This is a genomic window from Rhizobium sp. GW821-FHT14E12 (assembly GCF_058803745.1).
In genome coordinates, this window is record NZ_JBXAPH010000004.1 from 174326 (window position 1) to 195086 (window position 20761).

21 protein-coding genes are annotated in these 20761 nt (G+C 59.4%); 11 read left to right on the forward strand and 10 right to left on the reverse strand.

Translation table 11 applies throughout. The features are described 5' to 3' along the window. Positions 1–286: 286 nt before the first annotated feature. Positions 287–919: an ATP-dependent Clp endopeptidase proteolytic subunit ClpP gene (gene clpP, locus AC1RO0_RS17670; RefSeq protein WP_007692710.1), complete on the reverse strand. Its 633-nt coding sequence runs from the start codon at positions 917–919 to the stop codon at positions 287–289. Positions 920–1322: 403 nt separating this feature from the next. On the opposite strand from clpP, the gene AC1RO0_RS17675 reads away from it, so the two are divergent. Both AC1RO0_RS17675 and AC1RO0_RS17680 read left to right on the forward strand, forming a co-directional pair. Beyond that, positions 1323–2576: a GGDEF domain-containing protein gene (locus tag AC1RO0_RS17675; RefSeq protein WP_498594150.1), complete on the forward strand. Its 1254-nt coding sequence runs from the start codon at positions 1323–1325 to the stop codon at positions 2574–2576. A gap of 41 nt (positions 2577–2617) precedes the next feature. Then, a complete protein-coding gene (locus AC1RO0_RS17680) occupies positions 2618–3862 on the forward strand; it encodes a cytochrome P450 (protein ID WP_498594151.1) in 1245 nt (414 codons plus the stop codon). Positions 3863–3983: 121 nt separating this feature from the next. Here AC1RO0_RS17680 and pstB read toward each other — a convergent pair whose 3' ends face one another. The 8 genes from pstB to AC1RO0_RS17720 all read right to left on the reverse strand — a co-directional run bounded on the left by pstB (position 3984) and on the right by AC1RO0_RS17720 (position 11563). Continuing rightward, complete coding sequence (gene pstB / locus AC1RO0_RS17685; RefSeq protein ID WP_498594428.1) at positions 3984–4742, reverse strand: phosphate ABC transporter ATP-binding protein PstB; 759 nt, start codon at positions 4740–4742, stop codon at positions 3984–3986. A gap of 104 nt (positions 4743–4846) precedes the next feature. Next, positions 4847–5698: a phosphate ABC transporter permease PstA gene (gene pstA, locus AC1RO0_RS17690; RefSeq protein ID WP_498594152.1), complete on the reverse strand. Its 852-nt coding sequence runs from the start codon at positions 5696–5698 to the stop codon at positions 4847–4849. An 11-nt stretch (positions 5699–5709) separates the two neighbouring features. After that, positions 5710–6681, reverse strand: a complete 972-nt coding sequence (gene pstC, locus AC1RO0_RS17695; protein ID WP_498594153.1) for a phosphate ABC transporter permease subunit PstC — start codon at positions 6679–6681, stop codon at positions 5710–5712. Positions 6682–6756: 75 nt separating this feature from the next. Further along, positions 6757–7728 (reverse strand): phosphate ABC transporter substrate-binding protein PstS, encoded by a 972-nt coding sequence (gene pstS / locus AC1RO0_RS17700; RefSeq protein WP_498594429.1) that lies wholly within the window; start codon positions 7726–7728, stop codon positions 6757–6759. 336 nt (positions 7729–8064) lie between these two features. Further along, a complete protein-coding gene (locus AC1RO0_RS17705) occupies positions 8065–8409 on the reverse strand; it encodes a cupin domain-containing protein (protein WP_498594154.1) in 345 nt (114 codons plus the stop codon). A 94-nt stretch (positions 8410–8503) separates the two neighbouring features. Next, positions 8504–9571, reverse strand: a complete 1068-nt coding sequence (locus AC1RO0_RS17710; RefSeq protein ID WP_498594155.1) for a D-alanine--D-alanine ligase family protein — start codon at positions 9569–9571, stop codon at positions 8504–8506. Between the two features lie 109 nt (positions 9572–9680). Beyond that, a complete protein-coding gene (locus tag AC1RO0_RS17715; protein WP_498594156.1) occupies positions 9681–10964 on the reverse strand; it encodes an O-acetylhomoserine aminocarboxypropyltransferase in 1284 nt (427 codons plus the stop codon). A gap of 170 nt (positions 10965–11134) precedes the next feature. Next, a complete protein-coding gene (locus tag AC1RO0_RS17720; RefSeq protein WP_498594157.1) occupies positions 11135–11563 on the reverse strand; it encodes a CoA-binding protein in 429 nt (142 codons plus the stop codon). Between the two features lie 113 nt (positions 11564–11676). Between AC1RO0_RS17720 and AC1RO0_RS17725 the strand changes: the two genes are divergently transcribed. The 8 genes from AC1RO0_RS17725 (at position 11677) to AC1RO0_RS17760 (ending at position 19236) form a co-directional block, all read left to right on the forward strand. Then, positions 11677–12003 carry a hypothetical protein gene (locus tag AC1RO0_RS17725; protein WP_498594158.1) on the forward strand — a complete coding sequence of 109 codons (327 nt, stop codon included), beginning with the start codon at positions 11677–11679 and terminating at the stop codon, positions 12001–12003. 914 nt (positions 12004–12917) lie between these two features. Further along, positions 12918–13754, forward strand: coding sequence for an EamA family transporter (locus AC1RO0_RS17730; RefSeq protein ID WP_498594159.1), 837 nt, complete (start codon positions 12918–12920; stop codon positions 13752–13754). A 238-nt stretch (positions 13755–13992) separates the two neighbouring features. Next, positions 13993–14457 carry a 50S ribosomal protein L13 gene (gene rplM / locus AC1RO0_RS17735; RefSeq protein WP_007692724.1) on the forward strand — a complete coding sequence of 155 codons (465 nt, stop codon included), beginning with the start codon at positions 13993–13995 and terminating at the stop codon, positions 14455–14457. A 2-nt stretch (positions 14458–14459) separates the two neighbouring features. Further along, complete coding sequence (rpsI, locus tag AC1RO0_RS17740; RefSeq protein ID WP_498594160.1) at positions 14460–14927, forward strand: 30S ribosomal protein S9; 468 nt, start codon at positions 14460–14462, stop codon at positions 14925–14927. 21 nt (positions 14928–14948) lie between these two features. Beyond that, on the forward strand, positions 14949–15350 hold the full coding sequence (locus AC1RO0_RS17745) for a hypothetical protein (RefSeq protein ID WP_498594161.1): 402 nt from the start codon (positions 14949–14951) through the stop codon (positions 15348–15350). Positions 15351–15446: 96 nt separating this feature from the next. Next, positions 15447–16400 (forward strand): agmatinase, encoded by a 954-nt coding sequence (gene speB / locus AC1RO0_RS17750; RefSeq protein WP_498594162.1) that lies wholly within the window; start codon positions 15447–15449, stop codon positions 16398–16400. Between the two features lie 141 nt (positions 16401–16541). Beyond that, positions 16542–17474: an N-acetyl-gamma-glutamyl-phosphate reductase gene (gene argC, locus AC1RO0_RS17755; RefSeq protein ID WP_498594163.1), complete on the forward strand. Its 933-nt coding sequence runs from the start codon at positions 16542–16544 to the stop codon at positions 17472–17474. Between the two features lie 379 nt (positions 17475–17853). Further along, positions 17854–19236, forward strand: a complete 1383-nt coding sequence (locus AC1RO0_RS17760; RefSeq protein WP_498594164.1) for a DUF2778 domain-containing protein — start codon at positions 17854–17856, stop codon at positions 19234–19236. A 37-nt stretch (positions 19237–19273) separates the two neighbouring features. On the opposite strand, the gene AC1RO0_RS17765 is transcribed toward AC1RO0_RS17760, so the two are convergent. Beyond that, complete coding sequence (locus AC1RO0_RS17765) at positions 19274–20377, reverse strand: COX15/CtaA family protein (protein ID WP_498594165.1); 1104 nt, start codon at positions 20375–20377, stop codon at positions 19274–19276. 112 nt (positions 20378–20489) lie between these two features. On the opposite strand from AC1RO0_RS17765, the gene AC1RO0_RS17770 reads away from it, so the two are divergent. Beyond that, positions 20490–20699, forward strand: coding sequence for a DUF2842 domain-containing protein (locus tag AC1RO0_RS17770; RefSeq protein WP_183692525.1), 210 nt, complete (start codon positions 20490–20492; stop codon positions 20697–20699). Positions 20700–20761 lie beyond the last annotated feature (62 nt).

Here is a 20761-nt window from a genome sequence, read left to right on the forward strand (position 1 = left end):
ACGCCGCGGATTTTCCAATCGAAACCGCGGTCCACTCAATGCGCCCGCCGGACCTGCCCCTCGTTTCATCAGCAGATCGCGGCGCTCTTCGGGGTACTGAACGCAGCCCAGTAATCATACCGGGCCGCGGTGGCAACGAATCCCCCTTCGAATGCCGAATGCCATGTCATAAAAACGCTACATAGCATGAATGCGTACTATTACCGTGTTCCGCTCCACATTAAACCCCTATTCGATCACAAATGGGATAGAACTGTGGCGTAGAAGTCACCGCCGCGTGGATAACTCACGTAGCGGCTTCACCTTCCATTTCGGTACGCGACGTCAGCACCTTGTCGATCAGACCCCAATCCTTGGCCTCGTCGGAGGACATGAAATGGTCACGATCCAGCGTCTGCTCGACCTCTTCATAGGTCCGGCCGCAATGCTTGACGTAAATTTCGTTCAGGCGGCGCTTCATCTTGATGATGTCGCGCGCATGGCGCTCGATGTCCGAAGCCTGCCCCTGGAAACCGCCTGACGGCTGGTGAACCATGATGCGGGAATTCGGCGTTGCGAAACGCATGTCCTTGTCACCGGCGGCAAGCAGCAGCGAGCCCATGGACGCAGCCTGGCCGATGCAAAGCGTCGAAATAGCCGGCTTGATGAACTGCATCGTATCGTAGATCGCCATGCCGGCGGTCACGACGCCACCCGGCGAATTGATGTAGAGCGCGATTTCCTTCTTCGGGTTTTCAGCCTCGAGGAAAAGAAGCTGGGCGCAGACCAGCGTCGCCATGTGATCTTCGACCGGGCCGGTCAGGAAGATGATGCGTTCCTTCAGCAGGCGGGAATAGATATCGTAGGACCGTTCCCCGCGGTTAGTCTGCTCAACAACCATCGGCACCAGAGCCATAGCTGTATCGACTGGATTTCTCATGTGCGTCCTTTACCAAGCTTGCCCCGACGGCGATAACGCCGGGAATCGAATAAAATCCTTTATCCCTACATAGAGTGTCCCTGCCCTACACTTCAAGACGCCCGAAGGGATAACGCCAAAAAGGCCTAATGCTCATTAGATGTTGAAGAAGCGTTTCCAATCGCCAATGCCAATAGATCCGATGACGCGATACGCGTACTCCACCGCATTTCCCAACCAAAAGGTGAAGGAAGAGTGAAATCCAGGCGATGTTGGCACAGCGCCGGCCGCAAGCGCAGCTAAAATTTACCAAGCGGCTTAAGAAACTCACCATCTTATTCGGCGACGATACACCGGTTGCAAGCGTTGCCGTGTCCCCTTACGCCGACGCGATCCGCGCCGCGGAAAGGGAGAGACGCCGACCGTGCTCAATATCACCACGGGACTGACCATCTGGTGCTCGGAAGCGATCACGCTCGCCGCCGTGCTTTTTCTCGCCTGGCGGCACGATCGCCGTATGCCGGCCTATCTGATGTGGGCGCTGGGCTTTGCCTTCAGTGCCGTCGGATTTGGCCTCGTGGCGGCGCGTGGCCTCATTCCGGACATTTTCTCGATCGAGTTCGGCAATGGCATCGCTCTCCTCGGCGAGAGCGCCTGGATCGCCGGTTTCCACCGGATGGACAAAGGCAGGCTCCAATGGTCGGCGTTGCTGCCGCCGGCGATCTGGATCGTCGGCATCGGGCTGCCATGGATCCATGAGAGCTATGCCAACCGTATCTTCCTGTATGACCTGGCGGGCACCGTCGGCGCGATGCTGATGGCTCGCGCGGTGCGCCCGACGGAAGGCCGGCGTGAGGCAACGCGCGGCCTCCTTGGTCTCGTGTTGATGGCTCTCGCCTGCGTCTGCCTTGTTTCGTCCATGTCGATGATCCTGCTGAGACCGAGCTTTGAGGAGGCGTTGACCTACCGCGGCTACTCTGCGCTTGCCTGCGCGCTGCTGATCACCATAGCCATTGCGCTCAGCGGCCGGCTGCTGATGGAGCGCGCGGAGCGGCGCTGGCGGATGATTTCGATCACGGACATGCTGACAGGCGTCCTGAACCGGCGCGGCCTGCAGGATTACCTCCCGCTTGTCGTCGAAAAGGCAGCAAGAGGCTCGCACAGGATTGCCGCGCTGCTGTTCGATCTCGATCACTTCAAGGCGATCAACGACCGCTATGGCCACCAGACTGGCGACACCGTGCTTGCCGAATTTGCCCGTATCGGCCGGCAATTCATACCCGGAAGTGGCGCGTTCGGCCGCATGGGTGGCGAAGAATTCATCGCCTTCGTCTCCGTCAACGATCAGGCCGAAGCCGAGGCGATCGCGGAGACGGTCCGTGCCGATTTCTGCCGCACGCCATTGCTCGCCGGCCAATCGCTGGTATCGGCGACGGTCAGCGTCGGGCTGGCGATCATGCCTTGCGACATCGCCAGTTGGGATCGGCTCGTTTCCGCCGCCGATCGGGCGCTCTATGCCGCCAAGAGCGCCGGCCGCAACTGCACCGTCGTCTTCGGCGAGGCGGAAGCAGTAACCGCGATAGAGGCGCCGCCGGATCCGAACGGCGGCGAACTGGTGCCGACGCTCGACGACCAGATCCATGCACTCCGTCGTCTCGGTACGCTCGCCCAGATGTAACGGTCTTTTCCCATCCGAATTATTCCGATAATCCTCTCGTCATGACCATATCCTCCGCTTTTTCCATCGACCCCGCCGCGCGCCGCGTCTCTCTCAACGGCCGCAATCCCGCCTTCTACAGCAACCCGAATGCGGTCTACGCCGCCTTGCATGCCGAATGTCCCACTTTCTATTGGGAAGAGCAGAAGCGATGGTATTTCATCGGCTACGACCATGTGAACGGGCTGCTGCGCGACCGCCGATTCGGCCGGCAGATCCTGCACATCGCCAGCCGCGAAGAGCTCGGCATGCAGGCGCCACTGCTGCATCTGAAAAACTTCGATCTTGCCGAACAACATTCCCTGCTCGAAATCGAGCCGCCGGAACACACGCGGCTTAGAACGCTTGTCAACCGCGCCTTCGTCTCCCGCCATGTCGAGAAAATGAAACCGGAACTGGCGGAGCTCGCCAACCGGCTGATCGGCAAGTTCGAGAAGAACGGCGAAGTGGAGTTGCTGTCGGCCTTTGCCGATATCATTCCCGTCACCATGATCGCGCGGATGATCGGCATCCCGGAGGAGATGGGGCCGCAGCTTCTGAAGTGGTCACATGCCCATGTCCGCATGTACCTGTTCGGCCGCACGCGCGAAGACGAGGACGCGGCGGATCAGGCGGCGAAGGAATTCTCCGACTATGTGAAAACCATCATCCGCGAACGCCGCGCCAATCCGCGCGACGATCTCCTGACGCATATGATCACCACCGAGCACAAGGGGCAGTATCTGACCGAGGACGAGCTGGTGTCGACGACGATCGTGTTGCTGAATGCCGGGCACGAAGCGACAGTGCATCAGATCGGCAACTCTGTCCGCGTCATCCTCGAAAGCGGCTATGCGCCATCAGAGCTTTTCAAGGACGAGGCGACGACCGAGCGCACCGTGGAGGAGACGCTGCGCATCTGCGCGCCGGTGCATATCTTCGACCGCTGGTGCCTGGAGCCGACGGAAATAGACGGGGTCTCCTTCCAGCGCGGCGACAAGGTGGCGATGATCCTCGCCGCCGCCAATCTGGACCCCAAGAAATTCTCCGATCCCCTCACCTTCAAGCCCGACCGCAACGAAGCGCCGAACCTCTCCTTCGGCGCCGGCATCCATTTCTGCATCGGCGCGCCGCTCGCGCGGCTGGAGCTGAACGTGGTGCTGCCGATCCTCTTCGAACGCCTGCCCGGCCTGAAGCTCCAGAAGACGCCCGAGGTCAAGGACGTCTATCACTTCCACGGCCTCGACAAGCTCGAACTGAGCTGGTGAGCTGAGTGTGGCGGGGGCGCCTTTCGGTTCGCTCGATCATGCCTCAAAACGCAAAATGGCGCGCCGGGTGGGCGCGCCATGGTAAAACGACCGACCGCGGGCGATACCCGCTTTTGCCGTATCAGCCGTAACGACCGGTGATGTAGTCTTCCGTGCGCTTGACCTTCGGCGCCTGGAAGATCTGTTCGGTCGGACCGTATTCGATCAGATCGCCCAGATACATGAAGGCGGTGCTGTCGGAGATGCGGCTTGCCTGCTGCATGTTGTGCGTCACGATGACGATCGTGAACTCGCCCTTCAGCTGCGATACCAGCTCCTCGATCTTGGCGGTTGAGATCGGGTCGAGAGCCGAGGTCGGCTCGTCGAGAAGCAGGACTTCCGGACGCAGGGCGATGGCGCGGGCGATACAGAGGCGCTGCTGCTGACCACCGGAAAGGCCAAGTCCGCTCTGGTGCAGCTTTTCCTTCACTTCGCTCCACAAGGCTGTTTCCGTCAGCGCCGCTTCGACGCGAGCATCCATTTCCGCCTTGGAAATCTTCTCATAGAGCCGGATGCCGAATGCGACGTTTTCATAGATCGACATCGGGAACGGCGTGGGCTTCTGGAACACCATGCCGACCTTGGCGCGCAAATCGTTCAGATCGACGTCCTTGGCAAGAATATTGCGGCCGTCCAGCAGGATCTCGCCGGCAACCGTCTGGCCCGGATAGAGATCATACATCCGGTTGAAGGTGCGCAGCAGCGTGGACTTACCGCAACCCGAAGGGCCGATGAAGGCTGTGACCGCATTTTTGCGGATGTCCATATTCACACCCTTCAGAACACGATGGCCGTTCTGATAGGTGAAATCGAGGTTCTTCACCTCAAGTTTCGCGATCATGCCGAGATCCGACTGGGAAACAGCGTTTTTTCCCGGCTGTGCGTTGACGCTCTGGAAATTGTTGTCGCTCATGTTCATGGTCTCATTCCTATCGTTCGGCGGCGTCATTGGCGGCGTCCACTCAAGACACGGGCAAGGATGTTGAGGGCGAGGATGGCAACGGTGATGATCAGCGCTCCGGCCCAGGCCAGTTGTTTGAGATCCTCGCCTGCATCGGCGGCGAGCGTATTAATGGCAACCGGCAGCGTGGCGATCGGACCGGTCAGGCTTGCATTCATGAACTTGCTGTAGCCGGCCGTGAAGAGAAGCGGCGCGGTTTCACCGCTGATACGGGCGACGGCCAACAGGATGCCAGTGAGGATGCCCGTCCAGGCGGAACGGTAGATCACCATCGTCATGGACTTCCAGCGCGGCGCGCCGAGCGCGGCGGTCGCCTCACGAAGCTCGTTTGGCACCAGCAACAGCATGTCCTGCGTCGTGCGGTTGACGACCGGAAGGGCGATCAGCGCCAGCGCGAGGATGCCGGCGAAGGCGGAGTTGCCGTGCATGGGCACGACCACGGCGCCGTAGACAAACACGCCGATGATGATCGAGGGTGCGGACAGCAAGATGTCGTTCAAGAACTTGGCGGCCTCGGCAAGCTTGGTGCCGTTGGCATACTCCACCAGATAGGTGGCGGCGAGAATGCCGATCGGCGCGGCGATCAGGATGGCGCAGCCCGTGACCAGTACTGTGCCGTAGATTGCGTTGATCAGGCCACCGCGCGAACCCTGGGCCGGGATCGACATGGTGAACACGTCAAGATTGAGCGCCGATACACCGCGATAAACCAGGGTTCCGAGGATCACGCTGAGAAAGAATATGCCGAGAATGGCCGCGATGAGGCACAAGACCATCATCACCCGGTTCTTCCCATAACGCCTCGAGACGAGGTTCTGACGAATTGCATTGTCCATGGGTTTATTCCTCAAAGCGCATTGCCGCGGCCGATCATCCACCTCGCCACCGCAAGCACGCAGAAGGAAAGGACGAACAGGAGCAGGCCGAGCGCAATCAGGCTCGACAATTGCAGACCGTCGGCATCGCCGAAGTTGTTCGCGATCTGGGCGGAAATGGTGGTGGACGGCGAGATGATCGACGATTGCAGACGGCTCACCGAACCTATGACGAACGTTACAGCCATGGTCTCGCCGAGCGCGCGGCCGAGACCGAGCATGATGCCGCCGACGAGGCCGCGACGTGTGTAGGGAATCAGGATGTGGCGTGCCACTTCCCATGTGGTCATGCCCGTGCCGTAAGCGGATTCACGCAGCATCGGCGGCACGGTGCTGAACACGTCGCGGGAGATCGCAGTGATAAAAGGCAGGATCATGATGGCCAGCACGAGGCTTGCCGTCAACAGGCCTACGCCCGGCGCCGGCGGCTGGAACAGCAGGCCGATCAACGGCACCTGGCCGATCGTCATCATAAGGAAGGGCAGGATATAGGTCTGCATCAGCGGCACGAGAATGAAGAGGCCGACGATGCCGTAGATAATGGAGGGAATACCGGCCAGAAGCTCGATGGCCGTACTGATCGGACGTCGCAGGCTACCGGGGCAAAGTTCCGTGAGGAAGATGGCGATGCCAATGCCCAGGGGAACGGCAATCAGCATGGCGATGAGCGAACTCACCAGCGTACCGACCACGGCAGGAACGGCACCATAGATATCGGCGGGAGCACTCCACTTCGTGCCCCAGAGGAACGAAAACCCGAAGGCCTGGAAGGTTGGCAGGGCATCGATGATAAGAACCACAATGATTGCCAGCAGCAGAAGCACGACAAGAGCAGCCGAGCCAAGCGTCATAAAATAGAAAATCCGATCCTGTATCCGGAATTTTCTGGTGCTGGCGCTGGTATCCACTCCCTGGAAGCCAGCCGTCTGAGTCGCGTCAGCCATCGATTTCCCCTTGTCCTGTCACGAAAGGCGGACAGGGCCGTGCCCTGTCCGCCGTAACTTCTCAGCTAGCACAAATTACTTCGCGCCAAAGTCCTTCGTCCAGGACTTCTCGACAACCGCGGCAACACTCTCCGGGATCGCAAGATAGGACAGGGCAGTCGCGTCCTTCTGGCCGTGCTCATAGGACCACTTGAAGAACTTCAGCGCTTCTTCATTGAGAGCAGGATCGGCAGGCTTCTTGTAGAGCAGAACCCAGGTCGAAGCTGCAATCGGCCAGCTCTTTTCGCCCGGCTGATTGGTGATGATCAGGTTGAAGTTCTTGGCATTGGCCCAATCGGCGTTGGAAGCGGCAGCCTTGAACGTGTCGAGGCTCGGCTCGATAACCTTGCCGGCAGCATTCTTCATCTTCGCGAAACCGATGTGGTTGGCGATGACGTAGGAATATTCAACGTAGGAGATCGAACCAGCCGTCTGGTTGACAGTGGTGGAAACGCCTTCGGAACCCTTGGCGCCGAAGCCGACCGGCCATTCAACCGCGGTGTTCGAACCAACCTTTTCCTTCCACTCCGGCGAAACCTTCGCCAGGTAGTCGGTGAAGTTGAAGGTCGTGCCCGAGCTGTCGGCGCGATAAACGACGGAGATCGGCGTGGAAGGCAGCTTGACATCGGGGTTGAGGGCCTTGATGGCCGCATCGTCCCACTTGGCGATCTTGCCGAGGAAGATGTCGGACAGCGTCTTGCCGTCGAGAACGAGTTCGCCCGGCTTTACGCCTTCAACATTATAGGAAACGACGATACCGCCGGAAATCATCGGGAATTGGGCAATGCCGTTCTTCTCGAGGTCAGCGTCGCTCATCGGCTTGTCCGAAGCGCCGAATACGATGGTCTTGTCGAGGAGCTGCTTGATGCCGGCGCCCGAACCGACCGACTGGTAGTTGACGACATTGTTCGTCGCAGCCTTGTAGCCTTCAGCCCACTTGGACAGAACCGGCGCGATGAAGCTCGAGCCGGCGCCCGTGATGTCGGCGGCCGAGGCCGAAACGGACATGGCAGCGATAAAGCCTGCCGTCAGGCAAAGCGAACGAAATTTCTGGTTCAGCATGTTAGACTCACTTCCTCAAGTGATGAAAGGATGGCGAGCAGGAGTCCGGCGCGGGGTGTCCCATCGGTTGGTAGCGCCCACCTGAATCTCCTGGCGACAGAGATGCGTCTAAAGGCGCAGTGTTTCAGTTTGATGACAGTTTGGTGAAAGCCCGGTGACACAACCTCTGGCAATGGAAACGACCTTCGCGCGGACGGCACGACAAAGACCGGCGCGCAATCGAAGCGGCACCGGTCTTCATGTTTTGATTCAACTGGCTTTGCGGCGAAATCCAAGGCGCCGTCAGAGACGGATCACATAGTCCTTGCGAGTCGTTTCAATGACTTCCCAGGTCCCCTTGAAGCCGGGCCTTAGGATCATCCGGTCGCCGGCGCGCAGGTGAAAAGTCTCGCCATTCTCGTCGGTTACCACCGAATGACCGGACAGGATGTGGAAATATTCCCACTCGTCATAGACGATCTTCCATTTGCCCGGCGTCGCCTCCCAGATGCCCGCATAGACCCCGCCATCGGCCTCCTCGGCATTCCAGGTGCGGAACTCCGGTGCTCCAGCAATGATGCGATCCTCGGCTGGGGCGCCCGTTTCCGGCTCGATACCGGCGGTATCCAATCGCAAATATGTTGTCATAAATCCCTCATGACGATCTGGAAACACTTGGCCGTAGTGCACTGCATTTGGTCGGCTTCGCAACGTTCAAGAATACCGAAACCTGAAGATCCGGCTATCGACCGCCTCTTGCAAGCCCGTGTTCGATCAGCCGGTCGACGAGCGCCGGGTAGGAGATCCCCGTCGCTTCCATGGCCTTCGGGTACATGCTGATATTGGTGAAGCCCGGCATCGTATTGACCTCGTTCACCACCATGCTCATGTCCGGCCTCACGAAGAAATCGACGCGCGCGAGACCTTCGCAGCCCAATGCGCGAAACGCATCCAGCGAAAGCTCGCGGAGACGCTGGGTGAGATCGGCAGGCAATTGTGCCGGAACGCTGGTCACAGCACCATCCTCATCGACGTATTTTGCGTCATAGGTATAGAAGCTGTGGTCCTGGCCGGTGACGATCTCGCCCGGCAGGGAAACGAACAGCGTGCCATCGGTCTGCTCCAGGACGGCGCATTCGATTTCGCGCGCCTTGACGAACTCTTCTATGAGCACCTTGTCATCATGCTTGAACGCCTCGACGAGCGCCGCGCGAAATTCCTCGGCGTTCGCCGCCTTGCTGACGCCGACCGAAGAGCCCTGTCGCACCGGCTTGACGAAGACCGGCGAGCCCAAGGCGCTCGCAGCTTCCTCAAACGATAGAGTATCGCCAGGTCTCACGGTGATCGAACGGGCGACCGGCAGGCCGGCGTCGCGCAGCAGACGTTTGGCAATGTCCTTGTCGATGGCGGTTGCCGATCCGAGGATGCCGCAGCCAACCAAGGGCACTCCGACAATTCGAGCGAGGCCCTGGATGGAGCCATCCTCGCCATAGAGACCGTGCAGAACCGGAAACAGGATATCTATCGCCTGCAGCTCTCGCGCTCCGGCGGGATCGCCGACAGCAAGAATCCGACCCTTGCCGCCCGGCAACAGGCAGACTTCACGACCGGCATAAGCGACCGGGTCCGGCAGAGATCCCCCTTCCACATCGATCAGCAACCACCGTCCGTCGCGGCTTATGACGATCGGCACGATCTCGTATTTCTCGGCATCGATTGCTTTTATGACGTTGCGGGCGGACAGGAGGGAAACATCGTGTTCAGAGGACTGTCCGCCGAAGAGGACCGCTACGCGCAATCTTGAGATCATGGTTTTCTGGAGCTCACCGTTTCAAATCGTCGCTAAAGTTGTAGCGGACCAATTGTAACGAAATTGAGATCGCCACGAGGCCGTGAACCGAGAAAGTAGTGGGCGCCCGTCAAACCTTCGCCAGGGCCTGCTCCAGATCGGCGATAATGTCCTTCACGTCCTCGATGCCGACCGACAGGCGCACGACATCAGGACCGGCGCCTGCGCCGATCCTCTGCTCGTCGGTGAGCTGCTTGTGTGTCGTCGATGCCGGGTGGATCACCAGCGAGCGCGTGTCGCCGATATTGGCGAGGTGGGAGAACAGTTCCAGCGCCTCCACGAAGCCCTTACCCGCCTCATAACCGCCCTTCAGGCCGAAGGTGAAGACGGAGCCTGCTCCCTTCGGCGAATAGCGCTGCTGCAGCGCATGGTTCGGGTGGTCCTCGAGGCCGGCATAATTTACCCAGGCCACCTTGTCCTGCCCCTTCAACCAGCGCGCGACGGCGATCGCATTGTCGGAATGGCGCTGCATGCGTAGCGGCAACGTCTCGATGCCGGTCAGGATCAGGAAAGCGTTGAAGGGGGAAATGGCGGGACCGAGATCGCGCAGGCCAAGGACGCGGCAAGCGATCGCGAAGGCGAAGTTGCCGAAGGTCGCGTGCAGCACGATGCCGTTATATTCCGGCCGCGGCGTCGACAGCATCGGATAGTTGCCCGAGGCGGACCAGTCGAAGGTGCCGCCGTCGATGATGATGCCGCCCATGGAATTGCCGTGACCGCCAATAAATTTGGTCAGCGAATGCACGACGATGTCGGCGCCATGCTCCAGCGGCCGGATGAGATAGGGGCTGGCCAAGGTGTTGTCGACGATCAGCGGCAGACCATGCTTGCGGGCGACGGCGGCGATGGCGGCGATATCGACGAAGGTGCCGCCGGGATTGGCGAGGCTTTCGATGAAGATGGCGCGGGTGCGTCCGTCGATCTGCGCCTCGAAGGTGGCGGGATCATCGGAATCGGCCCAGCGCACATGCCAGTCGAAATTCTGGAAGGAATGACCGAACTGGTTGATCGAGCCGCCATAGAGCCGCTTGGCCGCGACGAAATTGTCGCCCGGCTTCAGGATGGTGTGGAAGATGAGCAACTGGGCGGCGTGGCCGGAGGCAACGGCGAGGCCCGCCGTCCCGCCTTCAAGAGCCGCCACCCTCTCCTCCAGCACCGCCTGGGTCGGGTTCATGATGCGGGTATAGATATTGCCGAACTGTTGCAGCCCGAAGAGTGCGGCGGCATGATCCGCATCCTGAAAGACGAAGGAGGTCGTCTGGTAGATCGGCGTCGCGCGGGCACCCGTCGTCGGGTCCGGCTGTGCCCCCGCATGGATCGCCAGTGTGTCGAAACCCGGATTGTTCGTCGCCATGGTCTTTCCTCCGTCAACATTATTATCGTGATGACAGGATCATAGCGCCTTGGATCTGAAAGGTAACCGCGAAGATTTCCAAGCTCTTCCTCTTACAGGAAAAACTTGCTCTCTTTCGTTGATACCGCGCGACAAATGGCCAGCGCTCTTTGGCGAGCGCACTGCCCGTGTCAGGCGACCAACCGCGGATATTCGATTGCCGGGCAGCGGTCCATGACGACCTTGACGCCGGCTGCTTCCGCTCTTGCGGCGGCGGCATCGTCACGCACACCGAGCTGCCCCCAAATGACCGGCGGGCGCGGCTCGATCATGATCGTCTCCTCGACCACCGTTCGGAGATATTCCGGCGCGCGAAAGACGTCGACCATGTCGACCGGCTCCGGGATATCGGCCAGATGACCGAAGACCCATTGGCCCATGATCTCCTTGCCGGCCTGTCCGGGATTAACCGGAATGACGCGATAGCCCCGGGCCAAAAGATAGGCCATGACGCCGTTGCTCGGGCGCTCGGGATTGGGTGATGCGCCGACGAGCGCGATGGTCCGCACGGATAAAAGAATATCGGCGATATAGGAATCGTCATAACGGTCGTGGTTCATCACGGAGCCTCCCTATTCGATCACACTTGTGTTTTGTCACAAATCCAGAAGCCAAAGCTTCTCTTTTGGATGTATATATAAGAATTATAACAGTTTCAGGGAGGATTGCCTCGATGAAAAAAATCATCCTGCTGGGCCTGCTGTTCGCCTCGGCCGCCACGCCGGCTCTGGCGATATCGCGCTATAACGCCTTGTCTTTCACCTGTGCCGAAGCCCGGGCGGTCATCAACCGTGAGCGGGCCGTCATCATGCGCTATCCGTCCACGAGGGTGCGCAACATGACGCTCTACGATCGCTATGTCTCTGACAGCAATGCCTGCAATGCCGGCTACTATGCCTATCAGGACTACATGCCGACCAAAGACCGGGCCAACTGCCCCGTTTATATCTGCCGGCCGTCAAGCGACTTCGACGACGACGATATTCTCTTTCGGCGCTGATAGGATTTTCATCGTCACCGGATCAATCATGGCCCGACAAGCATCTGATCGCCCCGGGCCTTTCTCCATTTTCAATTGAGCCCGCCCGGATTCGAATCGGAGCGGCCGTTGTCGCCAGTCCGCCGTTTGCGGCCGTTGCAACGCAAAATAGTTTCTGGCGCATAGATTTTGCGAGTATTGCCCAAAGCGCTTTCAATCGCGCCTGTGTTATTTGGTGAATTCTGTTCTCGTGAAATGCGATTTTTGTTCACTATTCATTCAGAGGCTAATTAGTGAAGCCTCATAATGAGTTGCGAAATGAGAACCGACTGCGAACGGGCGATATATGCCACGACATAAACTTCAACAGAAAAAATATTACAGTTAAAAATCTACAACTCGGCAATAAATATTACTTTTTACTGTTTCAAGCGGGAATACTAGTCGATTTCCTCAGGAAAAGCCAGAGCTACGTCGATATGATGTCGCCCTGAGTTTTGCCCATACGCGGATCCGTTTATCGCCTTTCAATGCCGGAGTATGCGCGTCGCGCGCATCGGGCCGATGACGGCGCATCGCCGGATCGGAAAATTGATTAACCTTGTTTCCCTCCCATATTTTCACAGCGCTTTGGGAACTTATCGAAAAACACTGCCACAGTGCGTTCACTCCACATCCGATTTTTGTTCTCGCTTCATACTCACATGCATTAGAAACGCCTTATAGTTGCATGCCGAAAATAGAACAGACAGGAAACAAGAAGACCCATATATTTACGAGGGTATTTAGGCGGGTCTGAAATACAGCGATACGGCCGCAGCGTCCCACAGGCAGCTCATCTGTTGCTTTTTGATGCATTGAGGATCAAATGGCGGCGAGATAACCACAAATTATCAAGTTTTTTGCCCGCCATAGCCTATTCCCCCGAGGTTTCCGTGTCTCTCGACGTCATCGCTCTCGTCCTTTTCGGCGCTCTGCTGCATGCGACCTGGAACGCGATCATCAAGGCCGGCACGGACAAATCGCTGGATGCGGCATTGGTTTCGGCCGGCGGCGCGGTCACCGCCCTGCCCTTCCTGGCATTTCTGCCGCTGCCAGCCCCGGCTGCATGGCTCTTCATCGGCGCGTCGGCAATCCTGCAGTTTGCCTATTTCCAACTGGTGGCCGCCGCCTATCGCGCCGGCGATATCGGCCTCGTCTACCCCCTGATGCGCGGCGTTGCACCGATGATCATCGCGTCGACCAGCGGCTTCATCCTCAAGGAGAGCCTGTCGGGCGGGGCCATAGTCGGCATCATGACCATCTGCGCAGGCATCATGACGCTGGCCTTCGAAGCAAGGAAGGGTGGTCGGACCGCCATTAAGCTCGCGCTTTCCAACTCTGTGGTCATCGCCACCTATACCTATGTCGATGGCATCGGCGCGCGGCTGTCGGGTAACTCCATATCTTATACACTGTGGATGTCGCTGCTGCCGCCGGTGCTGCTGTTCACCTGGGCGGTCTCACAGCGCGGCGTGAATGCCGTTGCTGCTCATGTCCGCTACAACTGGTGGCGTGGCCTGATCGGCGGCGCCGGCTCCATCGCCTCCTATGGCCTGGCGCTATGGGCCATGACAAAGGCACCCGTCGCCACCGTCGCGGCGCTGCGCGAAACCTCGATCCTGTTCGCGCTGGTGATTTCCGTGGTCATTCTGAAGGAGCGCTCGAGCATCTGGCGCTACATTGCCGGCGCGATCATTGCTGCGGGCGTTCTGATCCTGAAGCTGGTTTGAGGCCGAAAAGTATGTGGTATATAAATACCTTACAATCAACATGCTGATTTTGCTTGTTAATTTTTACAGACGTCAAAATCCGTCATATTGACCTTCTCGCACATTCCCTCTATAAGCCGCCCCAGATCGCAGCCTTTCCGGGCTGCTTTCTTTTTGGCGTGTGTTTCGCTCGCCAAACCAAGCAACAAGAAACGCCCTGATGCCTTCGGGTCCGGGGTCCTAAAAGAGAGTATACAACATGGCAACCTTCTCCCAGAAGCCTGCAGAGGTGGAGAAGAAGTGGATTCTCATCGACGCCGAAGGGCTTGTCGTTGGTCGTCTCGCTTCTATCATCGCTATGCGTCTGCGTGGCAAGCATAAGGCTACCTTTACGCCGCACGTCGACGACGGCGACAACGTCATCGTCATCAATGCCGACAAGATCGTTCTGACCGGCAAGAAGTACGAAGACAAGGTTTACTACTGGCACACCGGTTATGCCGGCGGCATCAAGGAGCGTACTGCTCGTCAGATCATCGAAGGCCGCTTCCCGGAGCGCGTCGTTGAAAAGGCTGTCGAACGCATGGTTCCCCGCGGCCCGCTCGGCCGTCGCCAGATGAAGAACCTGCGCGTCTACGCCGGCTCCAACCATCCCCATGAAGCGCAGCAGCCAGTCGTTCTCGACGTGGCCAAGCTGAACAAGAAGAACGTAAGGAGCGCCTGATAATGGCTGATCTCTCTTCCCTGAAGGATCTCGGCACGGTATCGGAAGCAGCTGCTCCCGTTCACGTCCGCAAGGTTGACTCGCTCGGTCGCTCCTACGCGACCGGCAAGCGCAAGGACGCTGTTGCCCGCGTATGGCTCAAGGCCGGCTCTGGCAAGATCATCGTCAATGGCAAGGATTACACGGCATACTTCGCCCGTCCGGTTCTGCAGATGATCCTGCGTCAGCCGATCGTCGCTGCTGCCCGTGATGGCCAGTTCGACATCGTTGCTACCGTTGCCGGTGGCGGTCTTTCCGGCCAGGCCGGTGCCGTTCGTCACGGCCTGTCCAAGGCTCTGACCTACTTCGAACCGGGCCTGCGCTCGGTCCTGAAGAAGGGCGGCTTCCTGACCCGCGACAGCCGCGTCGTCGAACGCAAGAAGTACGGCCGCGCCAAGGCTCGCCGTTCGTTCCAGTTCTCGAAGCGTTAATCGCTTATCCGAGATCGGATTTTGGAAAGGCCGGGTTTTCACCCGGCCTTTTTGTTTTTCCTGTTCTTTTTTGACGAATGCGATATCGCCATGCAGGCAAAGCGCGCATTTTATGGCAAACTCCCGCATCACTCATGGAGGAGCCTCAGGATGACACGGACGATAGTTGGATTGATCCTGCCATTTCTGCTTGTGATATCGGGCATCTCGCCTGCCCTTTCGGCAGACGCTCCGCAGCCGACGACGCAAGAGCAAACGCAAATGGAAAGCATGAAGGAATTCATACAGGCCAATCCGGATTGCAAGGAGTTCACCGATCAATGCTCGATCTGTACCCTCACCGACGGAAAAGCCGAATGCTCCACGCCGCAAATCGCTTGCGTCAAGCAGGCCTACCAATGCTCGGCTCCAGCCAGTAAATAATAGAGACGGGAAAACCTCTATTCGAAGCCTTGCAGGCATGGACGTTTGCGCGCGTCGAGCCAGCCTGTGTTTTCAGCCTAACCGAAGGAGAAATCCGTGCCGAGCACGTCGATCGATCATGCCTTTACAGCGACCAGCCTGACGTCCGCAGCCAGCGACCCGACTTTCGCCGGCGCGCTCTCCTTCATGCGCCGCCGTTTCACCAAATCGCTTGAAGGCGTCGATGTCGTCGTCTGGGGCATCCCCTTCGACGCGGCCACATCCAACCGACCAGGAACGCGCTTCGGGCCGCAGGCAATTCGCCGCGCCTCGGCGATCTTCGACAACGACCCGCAATACCCCTTCAACCGCGATCTCTTTGCCGAGATGTCCGTGATCGACTATGGCGACTGCCTGCTCGACTATGGCAATCACCAGGAGACGCCGGCGGCGATCGAGAGCCAAGCGAATGCGATCCTCGATAGCAGCGCCTTCCTGCTGACGCTTGGCGGCGATCACTTCATCACCTGGCCGCTGCTCAAGGCGCATGCCGCCAAGCACGGCCCCCTGGCGCTGGTGCAGTTCGACGCGCATCAGGACACCTGGTTCGACGACGGCAGGCGCATCGATCATGGCTCCTTCGTCGCCCGCACCGCCCGCGACGGCCTGATCGATCCCGACCGTTCCATCCAGATCGGCATCCGTACGCATGCGCCGGAGGACTACGGCATCCGGGTTCTCTACGGCCATGAGGTGGAGGATATGAGCGCCGCGGATATCGCGTCGACCATCATTACCCATACCAAAGGCGCGCCCACCTACCTGACCTTCGATATCGATTGCCTCGACCCGGCCTATGCGCCGGGCACGGGAACGCCGGTTGCCGGCGGCCCGTCGAGCGCGAAGATCCTGTCGGTGCTGCAGCGTCTGCATCAGCTCGATATCAGGGGCGCCGATGTCGTTGAGGTGTCGCCGGCCTATGACCATGCCGACATCACCGCCATTGCAGGGGCGACAGTGGCGATGTATATGCTCGGTCTCCACGCTGAAAGGCGTGCGGCTGGACGTTAGGGCATGATCCCGAAAAGTGTGAAACGGTTTTCGGATAAGATCATGATCAGGCAAATGCAGCTGTTATCATTTTGAATCAACTTCATGGCAAACTGAGTCCGAAAACATTCTGAACCTATTGAAAGAGCAGGAATAAAGAACATGGCACCGAAGATCTTCATCGATGGCGAACACGGAACCACGGGCTTGCAGATTCGCACGCGCATGGCCGACCGCCGCGACGTCGAGCTTCTGTCCATTCCGGAAGCGGAGCGGCGCAATGCCGCCATGCGCGAGGACATGCTGAACAGCGCCGATATCGCCATTCTCTGCCTGCCCGACGATGCGTCGAAGGAAGCGGTGAAGATGGTCTCGGCCAACAACAATGTCCGCGTCATCGACACCTCGACCGCCTTCCGCGTGCATCCGGACTGGGCCTATGGCTTTGCCGAAATGGACAAGGATCAGGGCGGCAAGATCACGAGCGCGCGTTTCGTCGCCAACCCCGGCTGCTATCCGACCGGCGCCGTCGCCCTCATCCGGCCACTGCGCGCCGCGGGCATCCTGCCGGACGGCTATCCGGTGACCGTCAATGCCGTTTCCGGCTACACCGGCGGTGGCAAGCAGATGATCGCGCAGATGGAAAATGCCGATCATCCGGATGCGATTACCGCGCCGCATTTCCTCTACGGCCTGCCGCTGACCCATAAGCATGTGCCGGAAATGACGACGCATGGACTGCTCGACAGCGCGCCGATCTTCTCTCCGTCGGTCGGCAAGTTCCCGCAGGGCATGATCGTGCAGGTGCCGTTGCATCTCGACAACCTCGCAGAAGGCGCGACACTGGAAAGCATCCACGCCGCGCTCGCTGCCCACTTTGCCGGTCAGGACATTGTACAGGTCGTTCCGCTTGCCGAAAGCCGCGCCCTGCCGCGCGTCAACGCGGTCGAGTTGGCCGGCAAGGACACGATGAAGCTGTTCGTGTTCGGCACGCCCGGTACCACCCAGGTCAATCTCGTCGCCCTGCTCGACAATCTCGGCAAGGGCGCCTCTGGCGCTGCTGTCCAGAACATGGACCTGATGCTCTCCGCTTAACACTCTCAGCGGCACTTCCAATCTTCGGCGGTCGGGATTTCATTCCGGCCGCCGAATGCGTTTGACGATTGCTTTGCCGATAAGATGAGCGGACCCGCCGCTATAGCGGATTCACCATCTAAGAAAAAAATGATTGTATGTGATAATTACGCCACATTCGCCCCCTACGGCCTGCATCAGCCGCTCCGGGGACGCAGCGGTTATGGGCATTGCTCGTCAGGCAATTTTCAAGATCGCGCCAGCGTAAAGGAATTGGTTACCATAATTCGGCATGCTTTCCGACAACCGGCAAAGTGACGTCCGGACGCAGATTTTGCGTCTCGGCATGGGCCTTTTTGTGAGCCGGCGTGGTGCGTATTTAGTTTGGATCAAGAGTATCATGGCGTTTGCGACCGAGACGACGTTCGGTAACATCAATCCCCGTTCCGGGTCCGCTCTGCGCCGGAAAAAATCCTCCGGGATCAGTCCCGGTACAGTCGTCACCGGCATCTCGGTGGTGGTTTTCGCCTGGGTGGCAGCAACGCTGATCACCACGCAATCGATGGTTCTCTCCCTGCCCGGCGCGGATATGTCGGCGATAGATTCGTTCACGCCGAGGGCGTCTGCCTTTATCGTGCCGCAGAACCATCTGACACGCCCTGCCCGCCTGGCGAGCCAAACCTTGCCCGTGAACCAGCAAAGTCGCACCAGCAGCGTGCCGGCCGACGCGCCGATCGGCGGGGCCGGATATACGGCGACAAGAGACGTCGTCGTTCAGCCCAAGGCAACCGCTGCCGATGCTATGCGGGCACAGCTTGCAAGCGCCCTTGCGCAGCAAGCCTCCGAGTTTCGACAGGCGCAGGCTTCGGCATCCAGTATGAAAGGCAATCGTCCGGTCATAGAGGCCTCTCCGGCCGTGATCGACCATCTGCGCAAGGTGATCGCCGTCAACTTCGCCAATACCGTGCAATCGCTGATGCAGGTCAGATATGCCGCCGCATCCTTGCCGACGGCCGCTCCGACAAATGCCGCTCCGCAGCCGGTTGAAATCGCCTCCGCAGCCCCCCTTGCCGGCGCGCCGGCGGTGGTTGATGCCGTGCCGCTGCCTGCAAAGGACACCGACCTGCCCGCCGCGGAGACCTTGCCGGTCGCCGCGAACCTGCCGAGCGTGATACCGCTCGCTCGCCCGGAACATGTGGTGGAAAAGGCGCCCGTTATCGCCTCGGCTGCGCCCGCCAGGTCCCGCAGCGACGACACCGTTCCCGTGGCGCCGCCCGCACGTTTGATGGCCTATGCCAAGACGGACGACGACGAAACCAGGCCGAAGCGGTTCCTCAATCCCTTCGCGGCGATCAGCCCGCGCGGCGGCAACGGCACCGCCATCTACGATATCTCTGCCGGAACCGTCTATTTGCCGAGCGGCGAACGCCTCGAAGCGCATTCCGGCCTCGGCCACATGCGTGACAATCCCCGCTATGTCGACCGCAAAAACACCGGCCCGACGCCGCCTGAAACCTATAACCTGACATATAGGGAAAGTCTGTTCCATGGCGTGCAGGCACTGCGCCTGACACCCGCGAACGGCGCCCGCGTCTATGGCCGCGACGGCTTGCTCACTCACTCATACATGCTCAGAGGAGGCCGCGGCGAATCGAACGGCTGCGTGGTCTTTAAGGATTACAACCGCTTCCTGGCTGCCTTCAAGCGCGGCGAATTCAAACGTATACAGGTGGTGGCGCGTCTGTCGTCGGCTCCCAACAATAGCAATATTGCGTCGCGCTGAAGCTTCGCGAAACAAGAGGGCGAGGCGATCATCCGCCTCAGTCCCTCACGGCAATGACCGTCTGGCGCGGATACTCTCCGTAAAAACCGCGCCAGTTGGCGATAGCGAAACCGAAGACGATCAGCGCGCCGGCCTGGTGGGTCAGTGCCAGATGCAGCGGCACCTGCAAGAGCAGCGTCGTAATCCCGAGGATCGCCTGGATCAGCACCAGCACGAACAGTACGACCGAGCGGCGGGCATGGGTCGTCTCCGCCGCGGCGCGCAGCGAGATGATCATATTGATCGCCACGACAGCAAAAAGTGCATAGGCGCCGAGCCGATGGACATATTGCACCATCTTCGGGTTCTCGAAGAAATTGATCCAGCCCGGCGACTGCACGAACAATCCGCCCGGCACCACGGCTCCGTCCATCAACGGCCAGGTATTGTAGGACATGCCCGCGTCGAGGCCGGCAACCAGCGCGCCGAGATAGATCTGAAACAGCGACATGAAGGCGATAAGGCCGGCGAGTTTCGCCGAATAGCGTGTCGGCGCCGGCTCGTTCGAATGCGGCGACAGCGCGCGCATGAACCACATGCAGGCAGCAAAGATCAGACAGGCGGTGACGAGGTGAGTGGCGAGGCGATACTGGCTGACATCGGTGCGCGCCTGGAGGCCGGACGAGACCATCCACCAGCCGATCGCTCCTTGCAGTCCGCCAAGCAGGAAAATACCGCCAAGCGGCAGCCATAGCTTGCGCTCGACACGGCCGGTCAGCACGAAGAACAGCAGCGGCACACCGAAGATGACACCCATGGCGCGGGCAAGAAAGCGATGCGCCCACTCCCACCAGAAGATGCCCTTGAACTCGTCGACTGTCATATCCTTGTTCAGCAGCTGAAACTGAGGAATGCGCTTGTAGAGGTCGAACTCCTCCTGCCATTCCTGCGCATTGAGCGGCGGGATGACGCCATGGATCGGCTGCCACTGCGTAATCGACAGACCGGATTCGGTGAGGCGCGTTGCGCCGCCGACCAGCACGAGGGCAAAAAGCGCCAGAAGCACGCAACCGAGCCAGATGCGGATAGCGCGGCGATTGCGGTCCTGACGGGCCACTTCGTTCAAAACAGCCTGTTCCGACGTCAAATTTGCGACAGCCATAGTATCTCCCTTCATGCGCCTGTTGATTTGCCTGATGGGGGCGTGCAAAACAAGTCCCGGGAGTTTGCGGCATGCCGTCGCGGTATGCCGTCGTAAGAGGAGAGACCAACCCGTGCCCCTTCGCCTGCGCAAATTTGTCGGGATGATTTTACTCGTCCTGCTGGTGGTGATCTATGCGATCGTGGCGATGATCGTGGCGGTACGCACGCTGGCCGATCAACCCGGCTGGATGCATTTCCTCTATTTCTTCATCAGCGGCATCATCTGGGTGCTGCCGGCGATGGGGATCATCAAGTGGATGGCCGGCCCCCGCGCCCGATAAACATCTGTTCAAGCCATCGCGGATTAACGTGGGGATAACCGTGATGAGCGGGAAATCCTTCG

What these genes read in the sequence shown, in the direction of transcription:
- clpP (WP_007692710.1), bottom strand. Translation starts at nt 919, where the DNA reads ATGAGAAATCCAGTCGATACAGCTATGGCTCTGGTGCCGATGGTTGTT.
- AC1RO0_RS17680 (WP_498594151.1), top strand. Translation starts at nt 2,618, where the DNA reads ATGACCATATCCTCCGCTTTTTCCATCGACCCCGCCGCGCGCCGCGTC.
- pstB (WP_498594428.1), bottom strand. Translation starts at nt 4,742, where the DNA reads ATGATCGCGAAACTTGAGGTGAAGAACCTCGATTTCACCTATCAGAAC.
- pstA (WP_498594152.1), bottom strand. Translation starts at nt 5,698, where the DNA reads ATGGACAATGCAATTCGTCAGAACCTCGTCTCGAGGCGTTATGGGAAG.
- pstC (WP_498594153.1), bottom strand. Translation starts at nt 6,681, where the DNA reads ATGGCTGACGCGACTCAGACGGCTGGCTTCCAGGGAGTGGATACCAGC.
- pstS (WP_498594429.1), bottom strand. Translation starts at nt 7,728, where the DNA reads ATGTCCGTTTCGGCCTCGGCCGCCGACATCACGGGCGCCGGCTCGAGC.
- AC1RO0_RS17705 (WP_498594154.1), bottom strand. Translation starts at nt 8,409, where the DNA reads ATGACAACATATTTGCGATTGGATACCGCCGGTATCGAGCCGGAAACG.
- AC1RO0_RS17710 (WP_498594155.1), bottom strand. Translation starts at nt 9,571, where the DNA reads ATGATCTCAAGATTGCGCGTAGCGGTCCTCTTCGGCGGACAGTCCTCT.
- AC1RO0_RS17715 (WP_498594156.1), bottom strand. Translation starts at nt 10,964, where the DNA reads ATGGCGACGAACAATCCGGGTTTCGACACACTGGCGATCCATGCGGGG.
- AC1RO0_RS17720 (WP_498594157.1), bottom strand. Translation starts at nt 11,563, where the DNA reads ATGAACCACGACCGTTATGACGATTCCTATATCGCCGATATTCTTTTA.
- AC1RO0_RS17725 (WP_498594158.1), top strand. Translation starts at nt 11,677, where the DNA reads ATGAAAAAAATCATCCTGCTGGGCCTGCTGTTCGCCTCGGCCGCCACG.
- rplM (WP_007692724.1), top strand. Translation starts at nt 13,993, where the DNA reads ATGGCAACCTTCTCCCAGAAGCCTGCAGAGGTGGAGAAGAAGTGGATT.
- rpsI (WP_498594160.1), top strand. Translation starts at nt 14,460, where the DNA reads ATGGCTGATCTCTCTTCCCTGAAGGATCTCGGCACGGTATCGGAAGCA.
- argC (WP_498594163.1), top strand. Translation starts at nt 16,542, where the DNA reads ATGGCACCGAAGATCTTCATCGATGGCGAACACGGAACCACGGGCTTG.
- AC1RO0_RS17760 (WP_498594164.1), top strand. Translation starts at nt 17,854, where the DNA reads ATGGCGTTTGCGACCGAGACGACGTTCGGTAACATCAATCCCCGTTCC.
- AC1RO0_RS17765 (WP_498594165.1), bottom strand. Translation starts at nt 20,377, where the DNA reads ATGGCTGTCGCAAATTTGACGTCGGAACAGGCTGTTTTGAACGAAGTG.